Below are 15204 nucleotides of genomic sequence, written 5' to 3'. Positions count from 1 at the left end.
GCGATTTCGGGCAACTTCAGCCTCTCAACAAGGAAATCATCGGCGTTTCTCAGTCTGGCCAGATCTCGTCGACCACGAAGCCGACGCCGATTCCCACTACGCCGCCGACGACGACGCCGACCGGTCCACCGATTGCAGCTCCGACGACAGCTCCGGATACGAACGAGGAGCCCCCGCTGACAACGGCTTGTGTCGGGTCCTTACCTTGACCGATATCATAGCCGACGCCGCCTGCTGTGATCCCGAGTCCGATCCACGGCAGCTTGGATGCGATCTTACCTGCGCCCTTGAGTACGGGACTTCCTGACTTGGGCGGATTCGGTACCAGTTTTCTGTCCAGAACGCGGATGCCCGCTTGGATCTTCGGCGGGAACCGGTCGATGACACGGGCTGCACGTGATGCCGTCGCGTTATCCATCGCGTCCTTGGCTGCGAGGTCGTTCGTGATCTGGATGCGCGCGGCTTGGGTCCGGTTGGCCAGGCTGAGGTTCTGGCTGGAGGTGAGGTGGGCGGCTCGTTCGGCTTTGCTGATGGCAGATTCGGCGAACTCGCGGAACTTGGTGGTGCGGACCGCGATCGCGCCAGCCATACCCGTTGACATGTCGGCCAAGGTCAGCGAGAGCTTCGCAGGGTCCAGGGTTCCGGACAGGAAGCGGATCAGGACGTGCTGGGAGTCGGATTCCGTTTTGCGGGCATCCTTCACGATCTGCGAAGCCTGAGCGTAAGCCTGCGCCTTCTTCTCAAAAGCTCCCTGAGCTTGGACCGCTGCGCTGTGGTCTTGCTTCTGCTGCGGGGTTGCTGGCTTGTCCGTGGGCAGCGGAGTCGGATTCGCAGGAGCAGGCCCCGGTTCCTGGATCTCGTAGCCCTTGATCTCCAGACCGCCTGCTGCGGCTACGTCGCGAGCCTGCTGCATCTTGGTTCGGACGGTCCGTAAGTCGTCGCTGTGCGTCTCCAGCGCTCCACACGTGTCGTTCAGAGCACCGGTGACGTCGTCGGTCATGCGCCCGAACTGGGTCATGAGGTTGCGGAACGCTTCACCGGCGGACTCGCCCCACCCGGCTTCGGACTCACCGCGAACCGAGTGCACCTGGTCTGCGGTCGAGGAACTTCCTTCGGCTTGCTCACGCAGCCAATCGCACGTGGCCGTCAGGCTTTCCGGATCGCCCTCGACCTTGGTATCCAGCCCCACTGCGGTGTTCCCCCTCGAAGATTCTTAGCGCGGCTGCTCGGCCTGGAGCTCCTGCGCGTGGAAGGCAGCCGCCTGGTCGTAGTCGGTGTCCACGTACACGACGCGGCTCTCTGCGACGGAGTCTCCTGCTGCACCTGCGCCGGTCACGACATTGCCCAGTGCCTCGGTCAATTGGGCCAGCGCGCCCATGATGGCGCCGGTGACCACACCAGCCTGAGGTTCCGGCGGAGCCGTCGCCGCGCCTTCCATATCTGCGCTGGCGTTGCGCAGCTTGCTGGCCAGCCCGTCCAGGATTGCGGGATCGACTTCGCTGCCGCTCACCGGTTGCCCTCCTGGAACCTCGCCTGGCGCTCCTCGATCGGTAGCGCCGCATCCCACAGGATCACATCGGCCCCGGACTTCTCCCGCAAGCCCTCTACCTGCCAGCCGCGGACCGCGACCCACGCCTGTCCGTCACCGCATCCTTCGACCAACTCTTTGAGTGACGTGAACGCCAGCAGCGCGCGGTCTCCCGAAGCGGTCTGCCGTAGTTCCAAGGTCACTTCAGCGTCCCGCTTGGTCACTCGCGCGGCCGGGACATAGGCAGTCTCCGGTACATCGTCGTCACCATCGAGCGTCGCCATGTGCTCGGCTCCGATCACCGATGGCGCAGCGTCCTCATGCACTCGCATGAAGTCTCGGTCTCCATAAACCAAGCGGGCATCCCTCCAGATGTCGATCCAGGTCGGGACCATACCCACGAGATCATTAACGTGGGTGGCGGACTTGCGAGGTAACCCGATTGGATCAATCACTCTGGTTTGGCGCTGCGGAACACCGCTGCGATGGCGGGTACTCGGATCCGTCTGAGCCGAGTCACTCCTCCGCTGAGCCTTCGGGTGTCTCGGTCGTTTCGTTGCCGACACCGGCCGCAACGAAGTCCGTCTGAACCCGGATCAGGATTGGGGGGCCAACGATCGCTGGCTGCTCTTCGCCGATCTCGTCCACGGCTCTGCTTCCTTTCCGTCGGCTGTGTGAGGCGTCGACTCCGGTGCGTGTTGCCGAGAGAGCCGACGGTCCCGACTTCTGCGCTCTTTGGGGTGTCCTTCGTCCGTCCCATTGGTGTCCCGCGAACAGCTCGGGCTTCAACGCCTGGGACAGCGTCCTCATGCCGCTGAACTGCTGTTTTGAGGTTTGGGACAGCACGGGCCGTCCGTCCTTGCTGTCCCGTGGATGCCGTCAGCGGCTTGTGGCGAGACACCGTTGCCGGGACAGGGACGGCGTCCCGGCCATTTCGCGGGTGCCACGCGGGCGTGATCCCGCTCGCCTCCGAACAAGCCGAGTGCTGACAGGCGTCGCAGAGCGTGCGCTTCAGCCGTCCAGTTCCGAGAGGTGGTGTCTCGGCCAGCCGCCGGTGAACGGGAGAGCGCAGGCGGTGCCCGCATACGGCGGCGGGGGTCGGCCCGCTGCGTGACATCGGGACTAGGTGCCAGCGGGATTCGCGGACGCTGGTCATCCAGGCGTATCGGCAGCACATGACTAGTTATGGATGCCCGACTGCGAGCGCGGCGCGGGCGGGTGGCTGGGCCGGGGATTGCTCGGTTGCAGCAGTGGCGAGCAGTAGACACGGGACGCACGGTCCGCAGGGCGCGACTTGGCCGGGACCTGGCTCTGCGCCGGGCTCTGCCGCCTCTTCGACGGCGGAGACGTCGAATTCGCGGCGGCACCAAGAGCGGATCCGGTCTCCGACGGTGATGCGGGTGCAGTGGGTGACGCGTTGGGTTTCGCCGACGAGGCCGGGCTTGTACTGGAACCACTGGATCGTGTCGGACACGCGGCTGCTCCTTGGTGAAGTTGGGCCGCGGGCGGAACCGGGGATCGGGGGTTTGCCGGCTCCGCCCGCGGTGGTCCGGCGGCGGCGCAATAGAGGCGGAGCGCTCGACGCCGGACGACTCAATGGACCGTGTGTGTTCGGTCCGTGTCAGACTGAAATCAGCTTGTTGTCGCCGAAATCGAGACGGAACGACTTCGGGACGGCTTGCGGACGACACGGGGCGGCCTCTTCGGGGAGGGGATCGGCGGTGTGGAGCTACCGGACGGTGCTCGAACAGCGGATACGTGAGCGGCGGCTGACGTTGGATGAGTTCGCCGAGTACGCCGAGGCGTACGCGCGCGAGCACGGCGAGGTGGGCACGCTCGGGGTCCGGCACTTGCAGCGACTTGTCGCCGGGCGTGGGGCTCGTGGGAAGCCGCTGGGCCGGGTGCGGCCAGCGACGGCACGCCTGTTGGAACGGATCTTCGGCGACAGCGTTGAGACGCTGCTCAGCGAGCCCGATCCACAGTCGGTTCCTTCGGGCGTTCCTTCAGCGGGACCCCGTAGCGACGACCGATCGAGCGCTTCTCGAACGCAAGTGGAGCCGAGCACGGCGGCGGTCAGTGAGGCGTCCACGATCGGGACAGAGGTAACCGGCGACTTGCCTTCTGCCTTCGCCTGGCTCGATCAGCACGCCGGGTGGACTGCCGGGACCGCCAAGCGAAAGGTTCGGTCCCGCCTGTCCCGACTGAGCGCGGGCGACCTGCTCGACCGGAACGCTCGTCGCTGTCGGGTTGGACGGACGGCAGTCGCCGAAGCGCTCGCCGAGTACTACGGGCAGACCGTCACCAACGGATACTCGATCCACCGCGTGCGCGTCGACGACCGAGAGATCGGCACCAGCCTTCTCGCACGACCAGACTGGACCAGCCTCGGAATCCCGCTCACACCGAAACACGACATGTTGGCGCTAGCTGATCAGGCGCCCGGATCATCGACGAGTCCCATCGACAGCCGGAGGGCGATTCACCGCCTTGCCGAAGCCACGGCGCTCGGCGTGCGAATGACCAACGCACCGCTCTACAGACTCCACGGTGTCGACCTCACCGGCGACGCGGTGAACGGCTCGTTCGGCCTCGCGCCCTTCGCTGAGTACGCGCTTACCTCGGATCTCCTCGAAGGCGAACTGCTCGACGCGATCAGCGACGGGCAGCCGATTCGGCGCGGTGAGTTACCGATCCGGGGCGAATACCTGCCGGGCCTGTCCGAAGTGCTCGATCTTCGCGCGAGGAAGTGCGTTGGCGGAGTTCTGGCGCTCTGTGCGGTCGCGCGACCAGCCGACCCGTACCGAGGTCCAGCGGACTTCGCGCTTCTCGTTCAGGAGCGCTCGGGGAACGTGCTGAACGCGACCGGACAGCTAGCCGTGATCCCGAAGGGGTTCCACCAGCCGTTGAAGGAAGCTCGCGCGGAAGCGCGGATCGGTTCGACGCTACTTCGAGAGCTCGAAGAGGAGCTGTTCGGCCGGGCCGAGGTCGATGGCACTGCTGGAGAGCCGCGCGTGGCCGCTCCGATGCACCGGAGTCGGCTCTCGGACCCGATGCGCTGGCTGCTCGACGAGCCCGGCCGACTGCGTCGGGAGTGCACCGGGTTCGGGTTCAACTTGGTGAGCGGGAACTACGAGTTCGCGAGTCTCGTCGTCATCGACGATGAGGAGTTCTGGAGGCGGTACGGCGGCGACATCGAGGCGAACTGGGAGGCGTCCGGGCTGCGGCTCTACTCCACACTGGACCGCGAGCTGTGGAACCAACTGATCGCTGACGAAGCGTGGAGCAACGAAGGTCTTTTCGCGCTGCTTCAGGGAATTCGCAGGCTCGGCGAGAGCAATGATCCGCGCCTGGATCTGCCCACAGTGGACGCCGAGTTCACGACGTCGGCCAGCGGAAGGTGATCACGACCGCGTCAGTCAGCGCTTCCCACTTGTGTTCGTGGCCCGGTCCCCAAACCGCGTAGTCGCCCTGGTTCTCCAGCGTGATGCTGGTTTCGGCGAGATCGAGTCGGAACCGCCCCTGGACGAGAAGCAGCATCGTCGTGCGGTCGGCGTCAGATGCCCACTCCGTACGCGCCTCGCCGGGCTCGTGGATGCCCCACTTCACTTCGGCGTCAGTCGAGTGACGCACGTCCTCTTCGGGCCTGAAGTGGCCGAGCAGCCAGCCGCGGGTTTCCTTGCCGTCTTCGGCGGCGTTCCCGCTGTACCAGTTGTCGCCCACTACCGAAGCTCCCATCCGATTTCCGGCAGGTCCACCCGCTCGCCGCCAAGGTTCGCGAGCCGCCGAAGTCCTTGCAGCAGCGCGAACAATCCTTCGTTGCTCCACGCTACATCGCGCACCAGGTCGGCCAGCGCTTCGCCGTCGAGGCTGGAGTACTGCCGTAGGTTCGCCGTCTCCCAGTTGGCTTCGATCTGCCCGCCGAAGCGGTTCCAGAACTCCTCGTCTTCGACGACGATCAGCCCGGCGAACTCGAAGTTCCCGCTGACCAGGTTCAGGCCGAAACCGGTGCACTCCGTCCGCAGTCGGCCGGGCTCATCGAGCAGCCAGCGCATCGGCTCGGAGAGACGACTCGGGTGCATCGGGTCGGCCTTGCGTTGGTCGCCCACGGTGTTGTCGATCTCGTCGCGGCCGAACAGCTCCTCTTCCATCTCGCGCCGCAGCGTCGCGCCGACCTGCGCATCGGCGCGCACGTCGGTCAACGGTTGGTGGAAGCCCTTCGGCGTGACGGCCAGGCGTCGGGAGGCGTTCACGACGTGGCCCGAACGCTCCTGAACGAGCAACAGGTAGTCGGCTTCACCGCGGAGTGGGCTCGCCGGGCGCGCGAAGGCGCACAAGGCCAGCGTGCCGCCGGAACAGAGCCGCCCGGACATGTCCAACACCGATGCCACGTCGGGCAGGTGGCGGTCCCGTAGCGAGAGCGCCCCCGGTTCCGGCACTTGGCCCGAGGTGAGCGCGTCGACCAGCTCGGCTTCGAGTAGATCCATCGTCAGCGCGTACTCGACGAACCGCGTCATCCCGAGTGACCCGCCGACCCGCCCACCTTCGAAGTCGACGCCAAGCAGCCGGTATAGCGGCATGTCGACCATGCGGATTCCGAGCGTCAGCGTCTCCGCCAGCCGATCGATGGCACGCGAGGCGGCTTCCTCGTCCAACGACAGTTCGGCGTCAGCCGCAGTCGAAGCTCGAAGCCGGTCATGCGATGCGATGAGAGGCGCGTTCAGATCGAGCCAATCCGAGCTGGTGAGGATGCTCGTCGCCGACTCGTGGTCGCCGTACCGCGCGCTGTAGAGCCCGTGAGTGTCCGGACGGTCCCGGTAGTACTCGGCAAGTGCGTGCGCGATGTCGCGCTGATTCACTCGCCCGCGGCGTTTTCCTCGGTCCTGTAAAGAGCTCGCGTCGAGCTCCGCTAACCGTGCCGCAGTCTTCCTGCGCGCGGTGCCAGGTTCCCATCCAGCCCTGTTGTCGACCCAGTCCAGCGCCGCACCGATGTTCGGGTCTGCGCTTAACCGGCGCTCAGCTTCGGTGACCGCAGAGACCCGCTCCGCCGAGCCCGTATCCGAGGAGAAGTGCTGGTGCACATGGGTGTCGCCGACGTGCTGCCCTACCTGAAAGACCAAGCCAGAGACGCTGCCTGACAGTTCGTTGCGGACATCCTGTTCCGTCGAGTTTGCGGTGAGCGCGGCGAAGCGGTCCTTCGCCTGAGCCGAAGCCTGCTCCAACGCGGTGTCGAGGAGCTGTTGCATCTCGGATTTCGGACGTAGGTCCGGTTTCTGATGCCACCCGGCCACGGTGCGCACACCGATTCCGAGGTGCTCGGCGAATCCCTCATTGCTGAGCCTTAACGCCGCTTGTAATGCGCACGCGGTCTCGCCCGTCCAGCCGCTGGTCAGGTCCATCGTTCAGCGCCTCGCAAAGCCGTTGTGCACTGGTTCCGCACTGCTCATGCACTGGAAGTGCGTCGAATCCGCATGGGGATCGGCGGCGATTCCAGATGAAATCAATGGCATGGAAAACACCACGGCGGCGAATTTCCCGCTACCGGTTCGGGCGGACATTCTCGGCCACCGTTCTCAGGTCGGTCTTCAAGTCGTCCAAGCGCTCGGTGATCTCGGCCAGGCGGTCCTCGACGGCGTCCAACCTGGACGCCAGCGAGTCGCCGCGGCCGGTGTCTTCGGACTGCTCAGGTGGTGTGCGCCCGTTCAGCACGGCGTCGAGGTGCTGCGGGTGCCACCCGAGGGTGGTGGACAGGGACTCCAGCGTTCGCGCGCTCCGCCGGCGCTCCACCGTGTGGTGCTGGATCTCCCTGACGATCGCTTGCGAGACGCGCGATCGGTCCGCGAGTTCCCGTTGGCGCCATCCGAGCGCGTTGACGCGCTCGTTTATGGCCTTGGCGACTGACGCCCAATCTTCCGACACCTATTCCTCCGCGCTCCGCCTCGGCGCCGAGGTTAACCGTTCTCGCTCTTCCTTCCACCCGTGACACCGCGCTTTTCGCGGCACGGCGAACGAACACGTCCATTCATGCGCTGATTTCATCAACATAATGATGAAATCAGTAATCCAAGGGGATTTTTGATGCGATCTGCTATTCGTCCCGCCGACCGTTCGACCTTCTACACGGTTCGGCAAGCCGCTTCGATCCTCGGCGTCGAGACGGCGACCGCCTCCCGCGCCGTTCGCGTCGGGCACCTTCGCGCCGTCCTGCGGCGCGGTCGGCTCGTCGTTCCGGCCAGCGCCCTCACGCGGCTGCTCGGCGAGCCCACCGAGATCCGTTCCGGGGGTGGCCGATGAGCACGCCGTTCAACGACCTCCGGCTGATCGGGATCGCGTGGCGGCTGGATCGGCTGCGCTGGGTGCCGACCGCCTCGCTCACCGAGATCGTCGGCCGCAACGGCAGCTGCATGACCAGCGACCCGCACGACGAGCCGCCCGAGGAACCGTTCTCGGATCGGGAGCTTGCCGCCCGGCTCTGCGAGGGCTGCCCGGTTCAGGACGAGTGCCTGGAACTGGAACTCCGCACCGCTGGCGAGAACACCGTTGGGGTCTTCGGCGCACTGCCCGAGGACGACCGGCGCGACCTGCTCATGCACTGGCTCCAGCGCGGTGAACGCGCCGAGGGAGGTGACTGACCATGATGCCCCAACTCACCCCGGTAGAGATCCTGATCGGCGTCGCCGTGCTCGTCGCCCTGGTCGCGCTACGCCGGGCCAGCGCGCGGGCCGCACGGAAAGCGCACGACGCTGCGCAGGTCGGCACACGGCTGATGTCGCTCGCGAGCCGCGTGCTGCTCGGCGCGGCTGTGATCGTCGGCGTGCAGTGGATCGTGATCAGCCACGCCGAGAACCGGGCGCTCCTCTGGACGGTGCTCGCGGTCCCCGCGCTGTTCGCCGCCTACACCGTGACCAAGGCGTTGACCGTCACCGTCGAGACACCGCGCCGGAAGGGCGGCCGACGATGAACCGGCGGGATGCCGAGAGCGGGCGGCACGAGCCGCCCGCCTCACCCGAAGTCGAGACAATCGAGCGGACCCGGTCGCAAGTGGACCGGTTGTGCTGGACGGGAATCCTGCTCGGGCTCGCGTTCACCATGACCAACGTTCAGAGCTTCGCCGCTGCCGGTGCCGCGGTGTGGTCGCTGCCTTGGTGGGCCGCGTGGCTGCTCGATCCGATGGTGTCGCTAGTGCTGCTCGCGGTACTCCGGGCCGAGCAGGTCACCGCCCGGTACGGCATCCGCACCGGTGGGTGGGTTCGCGGCGCGAAGTGGTTCACGCTCGCGGCCACCTATGTCATGAACACCTGGCAGGCGTTCGCGGACGCTTCTGCGGCCCTGGCGGTGCTGCACTCGGTCCCGCCGCTGGTGGTATTCGTCGCCGCCGAGGCCGTGACCGACCTCCGGGACAAGCTCGGCGAAGCCGCACGCGGGATGGCTGTGAACGTCGATGAACACCCAGCTCCGGCCGTGGACGAGGAGGCCGGTCCGAAGCGGCGGGTGAGCTTCGACGAGTACTTGGACCGCGCCCGGTCGGCGTGGACTCCTGGAACGGTCGTCACGCCTGCCTGGGTTCGGGAGGTCGCCGGTTGCTCGCGTGGGCTGTCGTCCCGGCTCGCCGCGACGCTCGCCGAGGAGGTGCGCGGATGAGTACGGAGGAAGGTTCGGGCTCTTTCGGGCACGTCGAACGGCACGTGTTCGAGGCGGATCTCGTCGATGACGTCTCGCCGGTGCCGAAGCCGAGCCGTTGGCGACGCTTCGCGAGGTGGTGGCGAAGCTCCACGCACATTCCGGCGGGGCTGCGTTCACGGGAAGCCGCCAAGAACGCCGCGGTGGATGTCGCGCTGTTCCTGCTCGGCTCGCCGAAGTCGTTCGTCGGTGCGGTGTGGCGCGGCCTGGTGCTGGCCGTGCGGACGTGGCGCCGGTGGGTGCGCGTCGTGGACTACCGGGAAGCGGCCGAGCAGTCCGAGAAGTTGGCGGACAAGTTCATTGAGATCCGTGAACTCACCTTGTTCCGGTGGAAGCTCACGGGTGCCGTCGCGCTGTTCACGGCTTCGGTGCTCCTCGTCGCAGACCTGTGCTTCGGGACGGTGGCGCTGTGGGGATCGGGTGGCGTTGTGGCGGTCGCTCTCGCCGTCACCGGTCGCCGGAAGGAAGGCGCTCCGGGCCGCAAAGCGGTGCTGTCCGGTCCGCGTTCGTTCGCGTGGGCGATGGAACCTCAAGTTCTCGTGGACGCTTTCCGGGACGCGAAGCTGGTCGGCAAGGACGAGTCACTGCGTCTGGTCGAGCGCGCGTCGCGTGCGGGCGACGGCTGGGCGATCACAGTGGACCTTCCGGCCACTCGCAAGGCGGCCGACGTCGTGAAGAACCGGGAAGCGCTCGCCTCCGCGTTGGCGGTCGACGAGGTTCAGCTTGTCGTCGAGCGGGTGCGCGGTCGCGGTGGGCACGCCGGTCGGGTCTTCCTGTGGGTGGCTGACGAGGACCCGTACGCCGGTCCGCCGGTTCGGTTCCCGCTGCTCGAAGCGGAGTGGTGGGACGCATGGCGACCGATCCCGTTCGGAGTGGACGCGCGCAATCGGAAGGTCGACCTGCCGTTGGTGTGGACCTCGCTACTCGTCGGCGCTATCCCTCGGCAGGGCAAGACTTCGGCGGTTCGAGTTCCGGCGGCCGGACTGGTCCTCGATCCGCACACCCGGCTCTACGTCTTCGATGGGAAGGGCGGGAAGGACTGGGAGGCTGCCGAGGCTGTGGCGCACCGGTTCGTCTGCGGAGACGAGATCGAGCACGCGACGGCTGTTCGGGATCACCTCGCCGAGTTGGTCGCCGAGGTGCAGAGCCGCTACTCCCGTATGTCCAAGTTGGACGATGACGTTTGCCCCGAGTCGAAGATTACCCCTGCCATATCTAGAGATTCAGCGCTTGCGATGCCGATCACCGCTGTGATCATCGATGAGGTTCAGGTGTTCTTGGAGAACCCGGAACGCGAGGACGTAGGCGGGCGGAAGACGACGCTCGGCGGGTACATCGCGGACCTGCTGACCTACCTCGCACGAAAGGGGCCGGCGGTCGGCGTGGTGGTCGTGCTCGCCACGCAACGGCCGGACTCGAACACGATCCCGTCCCGTCTGCGGGCCGTGCTCGGATCGCGGTTCGCGTTGCGGGTGATGGATTGGCGGGACTCCAACATCGTGCTCGGCGAGCAGATGAACACCCGAGGTTTCGACGCCTCGACGCTGCTCACCAATCACAAGGGAGTTGGCATCCTCCGCCCGGACGGCGACACCGATGCGGGCGAGGAGACGTTGGCGCTGATCGTGCGGACCTACTACATGCTCAACGCCGAGTGGCGGAACATCTGCCAGCGCGGCCGAGCATTGCGGGAAGCCACGGGGACGCTCACAGGACATGCCAACGGCGACGACGCTCACCGGGCGATCGACGAAACCGCAGTGGTGAAGGCACTCGGTGCGGGGACCGCCCGCGCGCCGATCCCGGAGAACCTGCCCGAACCCCTGGCGTCCGTGTGCCACTACCTCGGCTCGGAACTCGACGAAAGGGACTTCGTGCCGTCCGGCGAACTGACCGCTGCGCTCGACGTGGTTCCCGGCATCTTCGCTCAGCAGATGGGCGACCTCGGATGCCGCCCGACCCGCAACCGGGTTCCCGCCGACGACGGCGAGACCAAGCGGGTTCGCGGCTACTTCACCGCCGAGATACGCGCGGCCATCCAGCGCTTTGCGGCTGATGAAATCGGCTCCGATGAGGAGACGGAGGACGACGGGGCGTGAGCAGCGCAGACGACAGGAGCGACGGGATCACCGTCCACTTCCCGTCAGAACTTCCGGAGCTAACCCCGCAGACCTGCCGCGCTCTACTTGTCATACTGGTTGAACTGGCCGACGCAAAGGCCCCGAACGGGGCCGAGGGAGGTGAACAGCTTGACTGATGAAATCGGCTCGCATCCGTTGGCGGTGCTGGACGAACTACTTGGCGTCGAGGTCACCGAAGCCGTTGATGACGGGATCGGCCCGGTGGCGTTCTACGGGCGGTGCTCTACCGAGGACAACCAGGACCCGGAGACCTCGCACGGCTGGCAGCTCGGCAACGCTCAGAAGTTCGTCGAACCCTTCGGCGGAGTCGTCGCCGCCGAGTACTTCGACGTGGGCCAGTCCCGATCCGTGCCGTGGGAGCGCCGTGAAGCCGCTTCCCAGCTCCTTGCCGCGCTGAAGGACCCGAATCGGACTTGGAACGCCGTAGTGGTCGGGGAAGGGACCCGGTGCTGGTTCGGCAACCAGTTCTCGTTGATCGCGCCGAAGTTCGGTGCCTACGGGGTGGATCTGTGGGTGCCGGAGTTGGGCGGCAGGTTCGACACCCGCAACCCGTCGCACAAGATGCTCATGAGCGTGCTCGGAGGCATGAGCGAGTCCGAGCGCCAGCACGTGCAAGCACGGGTTCGGGCTGCGATGGATGCTCAGGTCCTCAACGAGGGGCGCCATCAGGGCGGCCGAGCGCCTTACGGCTACATGGTTGTCGATGGGGGACCGCACCCGAATCCGCGTAAGGCGGCCGAGGGCTACCGTCTGAAGGTGCTCGCGATCGATGAGGAAGCAGCCGAAGCCGTACGCCGTATCTTCCGCGACTACCTCAACGACATGGGCGATCGGGCGATCGCCAACGGACTCAACCGGGACGGCATTCCTTGCCCCTCGGCGAAGCGGCCGGACCAGAACCGGCACCGGCTCGCCGACGGCTGGCAGGCTGGCACCGTGCGGGCCGTCCTCGAAAATCCCCGGTACACCGGTTACGCCATCTTCGGCCGCTGGACGAAGCACGAAACCCTTCTCAACCCCGATGACGTCGCCGCAGGACACGTGACGCGGTTCCGCCGTTCTAGCCCGGACCGGATCGTCCGCTCACGCACACCGGCGCACCCGGAGATCGTGTCCGTGGACGAGTTCACGCAAGCCCAGCTTCTCCGCCGATCGCGATCCGCGGGAGGCAACCGAGGAATCGCGAAGCTGGAACGGACCCGCGACAAGGGCACCCGGCGGTACTTGCTGCGGGGAATGGCGCGCTGCGGGTTCTGCGGCCGCAAGATGCACGGCGCGATGATCCGCAAACACGAGACCTACTACCGATGCCTGGCGCGCTCACTCGCACCCGGCTCTGAAGCACTGGCCGATCACCCGAGAACGGTGAACCTGCGAGAAGCCGACGTGCTGGAACCGCTCAACACCTGGATCGGACACCTGTTCGCCCCGGCGAACGTCGATCGCACCGTCGCGGCACTGCTCGGCTCTCAGGCCGAGTCCAGCAACCGGACCGGCCCGAAGGACGCGCTGAAGAAGAAGCTGACCGACTCCACTACGCGGCTGCACCGCCTGCAATCCGCTGTCGAAGCGGGAGCCGATCCGGCGGCGCTCGTCGACGCGATCAACACGGCACAAGCCGAGCGGTCCGCCGCGCAAGCAGAGTTGGACGGCACACCCGAGGCGCGGACGCTGAAAGACGGGGAGGTCTACGCCATGATCGATTCGCTCGGTGACGTGAGGGCTGCCCTCGCGGATGGCAAGCCGGAGAGCCTGAACCAGCTCTACGACAGCCTGCAACTCCGCCTCAAATACGAACCACACGCGCGAGTCGTAGAAGCTACGATCTCACCGCGTGTGGTTAGCGTGCGTGTCCGAGGGGGGACTTGAACCCCCACGCCCATTAGTAGGGCACTAGCACCTCAAGCTAGCGCGTCTGCCATTCCGCCACTCGGACGCCTCAGCGCCGCCTGTCTTGCCTGGCGGCCCCTGCTGTGTTGTGTTCATAGATTAGCTGATCCATTTCGAGGCCTGAGACCCACCCCCCACTATGGGGCTGGAGTGATAGAAAGGCCTGGTGAGTGAGCACAAGGAGAGCGCTGCGGGTGATCTTGGGGCTGGGCTGCGGGTGGCCGAGGACGAGGTCGTCGGGCTGGCCAGTGACCTGATTCGGATCGATACGACGAACACGGGTGATCCGGCGACGCTCGCGGGTGAGCGGGTGGCCGCCGAGTACGTGGCGGACAAGTTGGCGGAGGTCGGGTACGAGACGACCTACGTCGAGTCCGGTGACCACCCGGGGCGCGGGAACGTGATCGCGCGGTTGCCCGGGTCGGGGTCGGATCGGGGTGGGCTGCTGGTGCACGGGCATCTGGACGTGGTGCCGGCGGACGCCTCGGAGTGGTCGGTTCACCCGTTCTCCGGTGCGGTGCAGGACGGCTACGTGTGGGGGCGTGGCGCGGTCGACATGAAGGACATGTTGGCGATGAGCCTGGCGGTGGCGCGGCGGTTCAAGCGGGACGGGATCACGCCGAAGCGGGACATCGTGTTCGCGTTCCTCGCCGACGAGGAGGCCGGGGGGCTGCAGGGCGCTCAGTGGCTGGCGGATCACCGGCCGGAGCTGTTCGAGGGCTGCACCGAGGCGATCAGCGAGGTCGGCGGCTATTCGGTGACGTTCCAGGACGGGGTGCGGGCCTACCTGGTGCAGACGGCGGAGAAGGGCATTCGCTGGTTGAAGCTGCGCACGCGGGCGCGGGCGGGGCACGGGTCGATGGTGCACGACGACAACGCGGTGACGCAGCTCGCGGAGGCGGTCGCGAAGCTGGGGCGGCACCGGTTCCCGCTGGTGCTCAACGAGTCGGTGCGGGAGTTCCTCGACGGGGTCACGGAGCTGACCGGGTGGGACTTCCCGGCGGACGACCTCGACGGGTCCGTGGCGAAGTTGGGGAACCTGTCGCGGATCGTGGGGGCGACGCTGCGGGACACGGCGAATCCGACGATGCTCACCGCCGGCTACAAGCACAACGTGATCCCCTCGGTGGCGGAGGCCGCGGTGGACTGCCGGATTCTGCCGGGGCGCGAGGAGGCGTTCGACCGGGAACTCGCGGAGCTGCTGGGGCCGGACGTCGAGCGGGAATGGGTCGGTTTGCCGCCGGTGGAGACGAAGTTCGAGGGCCGCCTGGTGGACATGATGAGCACTTCGCTGATCGCGGAGGACCCTGCGGCGAAGACCTTGCCGTACATGATGTCCGGCGGCACCGATGCGAAGTCGTTCAGCAGGCTCGGGATGAACTGCTACGGGTTCGCGCCGCTGCGGTTGCCCGCGGAGCTCGACTTCAGCGCGCTGTTCCACGGGGTGGATGAGCGCGTCCCCGTGGATGCGCTGCGGTTCGGCACGCGCGTCCTGGACCGGTTCTTGCGGGAGGCGTGAGCGGTCGGCCTGCGTCGGAAGGCCGGCGCAGGCCGCCTCGTCCCCGGTGGCGGCAGCCCCGCCCCACCCGGTGATCCGGTGTTGAGCGCGGTTGAGCTGGGCCGCTAGCTCGTCCGATCCGGTCGGGGTGAGTTGCCAGGCGCTGGCACCGATCAGGTCGGTGGTCGTGCTGTCACCGGGCAGGGAGGGCTGACCGGCGCGTCTGCGGGTGTTTCGCGGCGCCGCCGATCTCCGTGTGCCGCCCGTAGCCGGAATTCGCGTGGATCGGGAACGGTCCGATGCCGCTGCCGATTCCCGCCCCTCGGGTGCTCGCCCGGATGCGGAAGACGCGCGGACCCATGCTGATTCCGAATCGCACTCGGTCAAGGTAGTCACCGGAGATCGGCTCAAGGTTCGATTCGTGGCAGGTCACTCGGTCGGGTGCAACTGATCGCCGTGGATCGGACGAT

General features: G+C 66.8%; 16 protein-coding genes and 1 tRNA gene. 8 read left to right on the top strand and 9 right to left on the bottom strand.

Features of this window, described 5'->3' with window-relative positions:
* Positions 1-49: 49 nt before the first annotated feature.
* The 5 genes from BJ969_RS15260 to BJ969_RS15245 form a co-directional block, all read right to left on the bottom strand.
* On the bottom strand, positions 50-1189 hold the full coding sequence (locus tag BJ969_RS15260; protein ID WP_184479586.1) for a WXG100 family type VII secretion target: 1140 nt from the start codon (positions 1187-1189) through the stop codon (positions 50-52).
* A 24-nt stretch (positions 1190-1213) separates the two neighbouring features.
* A complete protein-coding gene (locus BJ969_RS15255; protein WP_184479585.1) occupies positions 1214-1510 on the bottom strand; it encodes a hypothetical protein in 297 nt (98 codons plus the stop codon).
* On the bottom strand, positions 1507-1860 hold the full coding sequence (locus BJ969_RS15250) for an SAV_915 family protein (protein ID WP_184479584.1): 354 nt from the start codon (positions 1858-1860) through the stop codon (positions 1507-1509). Before BJ969_RS15250 ends, BJ969_RS15255 begins: the two co-directional genes overlap by 4 nt.
* A 184-nt stretch (positions 1861-2044) precedes the next feature.
* Positions 2045-2176, bottom strand: coding sequence for a hypothetical protein (locus BJ969_RS30590; protein WP_281398325.1), 132 nt, complete (start codon positions 2174-2176; stop codon positions 2045-2047).
* 535 nt (positions 2177-2711) lie between these two features.
* Complete coding sequence (locus tag BJ969_RS15245; protein WP_184479583.1) at positions 2712-3002, bottom strand: hypothetical protein; 291 nt, start codon at positions 3000-3002, stop codon at positions 2712-2714.
* A gap of 247 nt (positions 3003-3249) precedes the next feature.
* On the opposite strand from BJ969_RS15245, the gene BJ969_RS15240 reads away from it, so the two are divergent.
* A complete protein-coding gene (locus BJ969_RS15240) occupies positions 3250-4929 on the top strand; it encodes a transcriptional regulator (protein WP_184479582.1) in 1680 nt (559 codons plus the stop codon).
* Here BJ969_RS15240 and BJ969_RS15235 read toward each other — a convergent pair.
* The 3 genes from BJ969_RS15235 to BJ969_RS15225 form a co-directional block, all read right to left on the bottom strand.
* Positions 4904-5248, bottom strand: coding sequence for a signal peptidase I (locus BJ969_RS15235; protein WP_184479581.1), 345 nt, complete (start codon positions 5246-5248; stop codon positions 4904-4906). The genes BJ969_RS15240 and BJ969_RS15235 overlap by 26 nt on opposite strands.
* Positions 5248-6924, bottom strand: coding sequence for a transcriptional regulator (locus tag BJ969_RS15230; RefSeq protein WP_184479580.1), 1677 nt, complete (start codon positions 6922-6924; stop codon positions 5248-5250). Before BJ969_RS15230 ends, BJ969_RS15235 begins: the two co-directional genes overlap by 1 nt.
* Positions 6925-7063: 139 nt before the next feature.
* Positions 7064-7312: a hypothetical protein gene (locus BJ969_RS15225; RefSeq protein WP_425503553.1), complete on the bottom strand. Its 249-nt coding sequence runs from the start codon at positions 7310-7312 to the stop codon at positions 7064-7066.
* A 291-nt stretch (positions 7313-7603) separates the two neighbouring features.
* On the opposite strand from BJ969_RS15225, the gene BJ969_RS15220 reads away from it, so the two are divergent.
* The 6 genes from BJ969_RS15220 (at position 7604) to BJ969_RS15195 (ending at position 13215) form a co-directional block, all read left to right on the top strand.
* Positions 7604-7819, top strand: a complete 216-nt coding sequence (locus BJ969_RS15220; protein WP_184479578.1) for a helix-turn-helix domain-containing protein — start codon at positions 7604-7606, stop codon at positions 7817-7819.
* A complete protein-coding gene (locus BJ969_RS15215) occupies positions 7816-8157 on the top strand; it encodes a WhiB family transcriptional regulator (RefSeq protein ID WP_184479577.1) in 342 nt (113 codons plus the stop codon). The genes BJ969_RS15220 and BJ969_RS15215 overlap by 4 nt, the downstream gene beginning before the upstream one ends.
* 5 nt (positions 8158-8162) lie before the next feature.
* A complete protein-coding gene (locus BJ969_RS15210; RefSeq protein WP_184479576.1) occupies positions 8163-8486 on the top strand; it encodes a hypothetical protein in 324 nt (107 codons plus the stop codon).
* Positions 8483-9166: a hypothetical protein gene (locus BJ969_RS15205; RefSeq protein WP_246456824.1), complete on the top strand. Its 684-nt coding sequence runs from the start codon at positions 8483-8485 to the stop codon at positions 9164-9166. Before BJ969_RS15210 ends, BJ969_RS15205 begins: the two co-directional genes overlap by 4 nt.
* Complete coding sequence (locus BJ969_RS15200; RefSeq protein ID WP_184479575.1) at positions 9163-11304, top strand: FtsK/SpoIIIE domain-containing protein; 2142 nt, start codon at positions 9163-9165, stop codon at positions 11302-11304. The genes BJ969_RS15205 and BJ969_RS15200 overlap by 4 nt, the downstream gene beginning before the upstream one ends.
* A gap of 141 nt (positions 11305-11445) precedes the next feature.
* Positions 11446-13215 (top strand): recombinase family protein, encoded by a 1770-nt coding sequence (locus BJ969_RS15195; RefSeq protein WP_425503552.1) that lies wholly within the window; start codon positions 11446-11448, stop codon positions 13213-13215.
* Here the strand turns inward: BJ969_RS15195 and BJ969_RS15190 are convergent.
* Positions 13197-13282: transfer RNA gene (locus BJ969_RS15190), tRNA-Leu, on the bottom strand. The genes BJ969_RS15195 and BJ969_RS15190 overlap by 19 nt on opposite strands.
* Positions 13283-13402: 120 nt before the next feature.
* Between BJ969_RS15190 and BJ969_RS15185 the strand changes: the two genes are divergently transcribed.
* Complete coding sequence (locus BJ969_RS15185) at positions 13403-14755, top strand: M20/M25/M40 family metallo-hydrolase (protein WP_184479573.1); 1353 nt, start codon at positions 13403-13405, stop codon at positions 14753-14755.
* Positions 14756-15204: the final 449 nt, after the last annotated feature.

The sequence above is a fragment of the Saccharopolyspora gloriosae genome, assembly GCF_014203325.1.
In the GTDB taxonomy this organism is placed as follows: Bacteria; Actinomycetota; Actinomycetes; order Mycobacteriales; family Pseudonocardiaceae; genus Saccharopolyspora_C; species Saccharopolyspora_C gloriosae.
This window is presented reverse-complemented; position numbering and strand designations above follow the sequence as displayed.

Bases quoted from the DNA above. Each gene is read 5' to 3' on its own strand.
- BJ969_RS15250 (WP_184479584.1), bottom strand. From the start codon at position 1,860: ATGCGAGTGCATGAGGACGCTGCGCCATCGGTGATCGGAGCCGAGCAC.
- BJ969_RS15210 (WP_184479576.1), top strand. From the start codon at position 8,163: ATGCCCCAACTCACCCCGGTAGAGATCCTGATCGGCGTCGCCGTGCTC.
- BJ969_RS15220 (WP_184479578.1), top strand. From the start codon at position 7,604: ATGCGATCTGCTATTCGTCCCGCCGACCGTTCGACCTTCTACACGGTT.
- BJ969_RS15215 (WP_184479577.1), top strand. From the start codon at position 7,816: ATGAGCACGCCGTTCAACGACCTCCGGCTGATCGGGATCGCGTGGCGG.
- BJ969_RS15200 (WP_184479575.1), top strand. From the start codon at position 9,163: ATGAGTACGGAGGAAGGTTCGGGCTCTTTCGGGCACGTCGAACGGCAC.
- BJ969_RS15230 (WP_184479580.1), bottom strand. From the start codon at position 6,924: ATGGACCTGACCAGCGGCTGGACGGGCGAGACCGCGTGCGCATTACAA.
- BJ969_RS15205 (WP_246456824.1), top strand. From the start codon at position 8,483: ATGAACCGGCGGGATGCCGAGAGCGGGCGGCACGAGCCGCCCGCCTCA.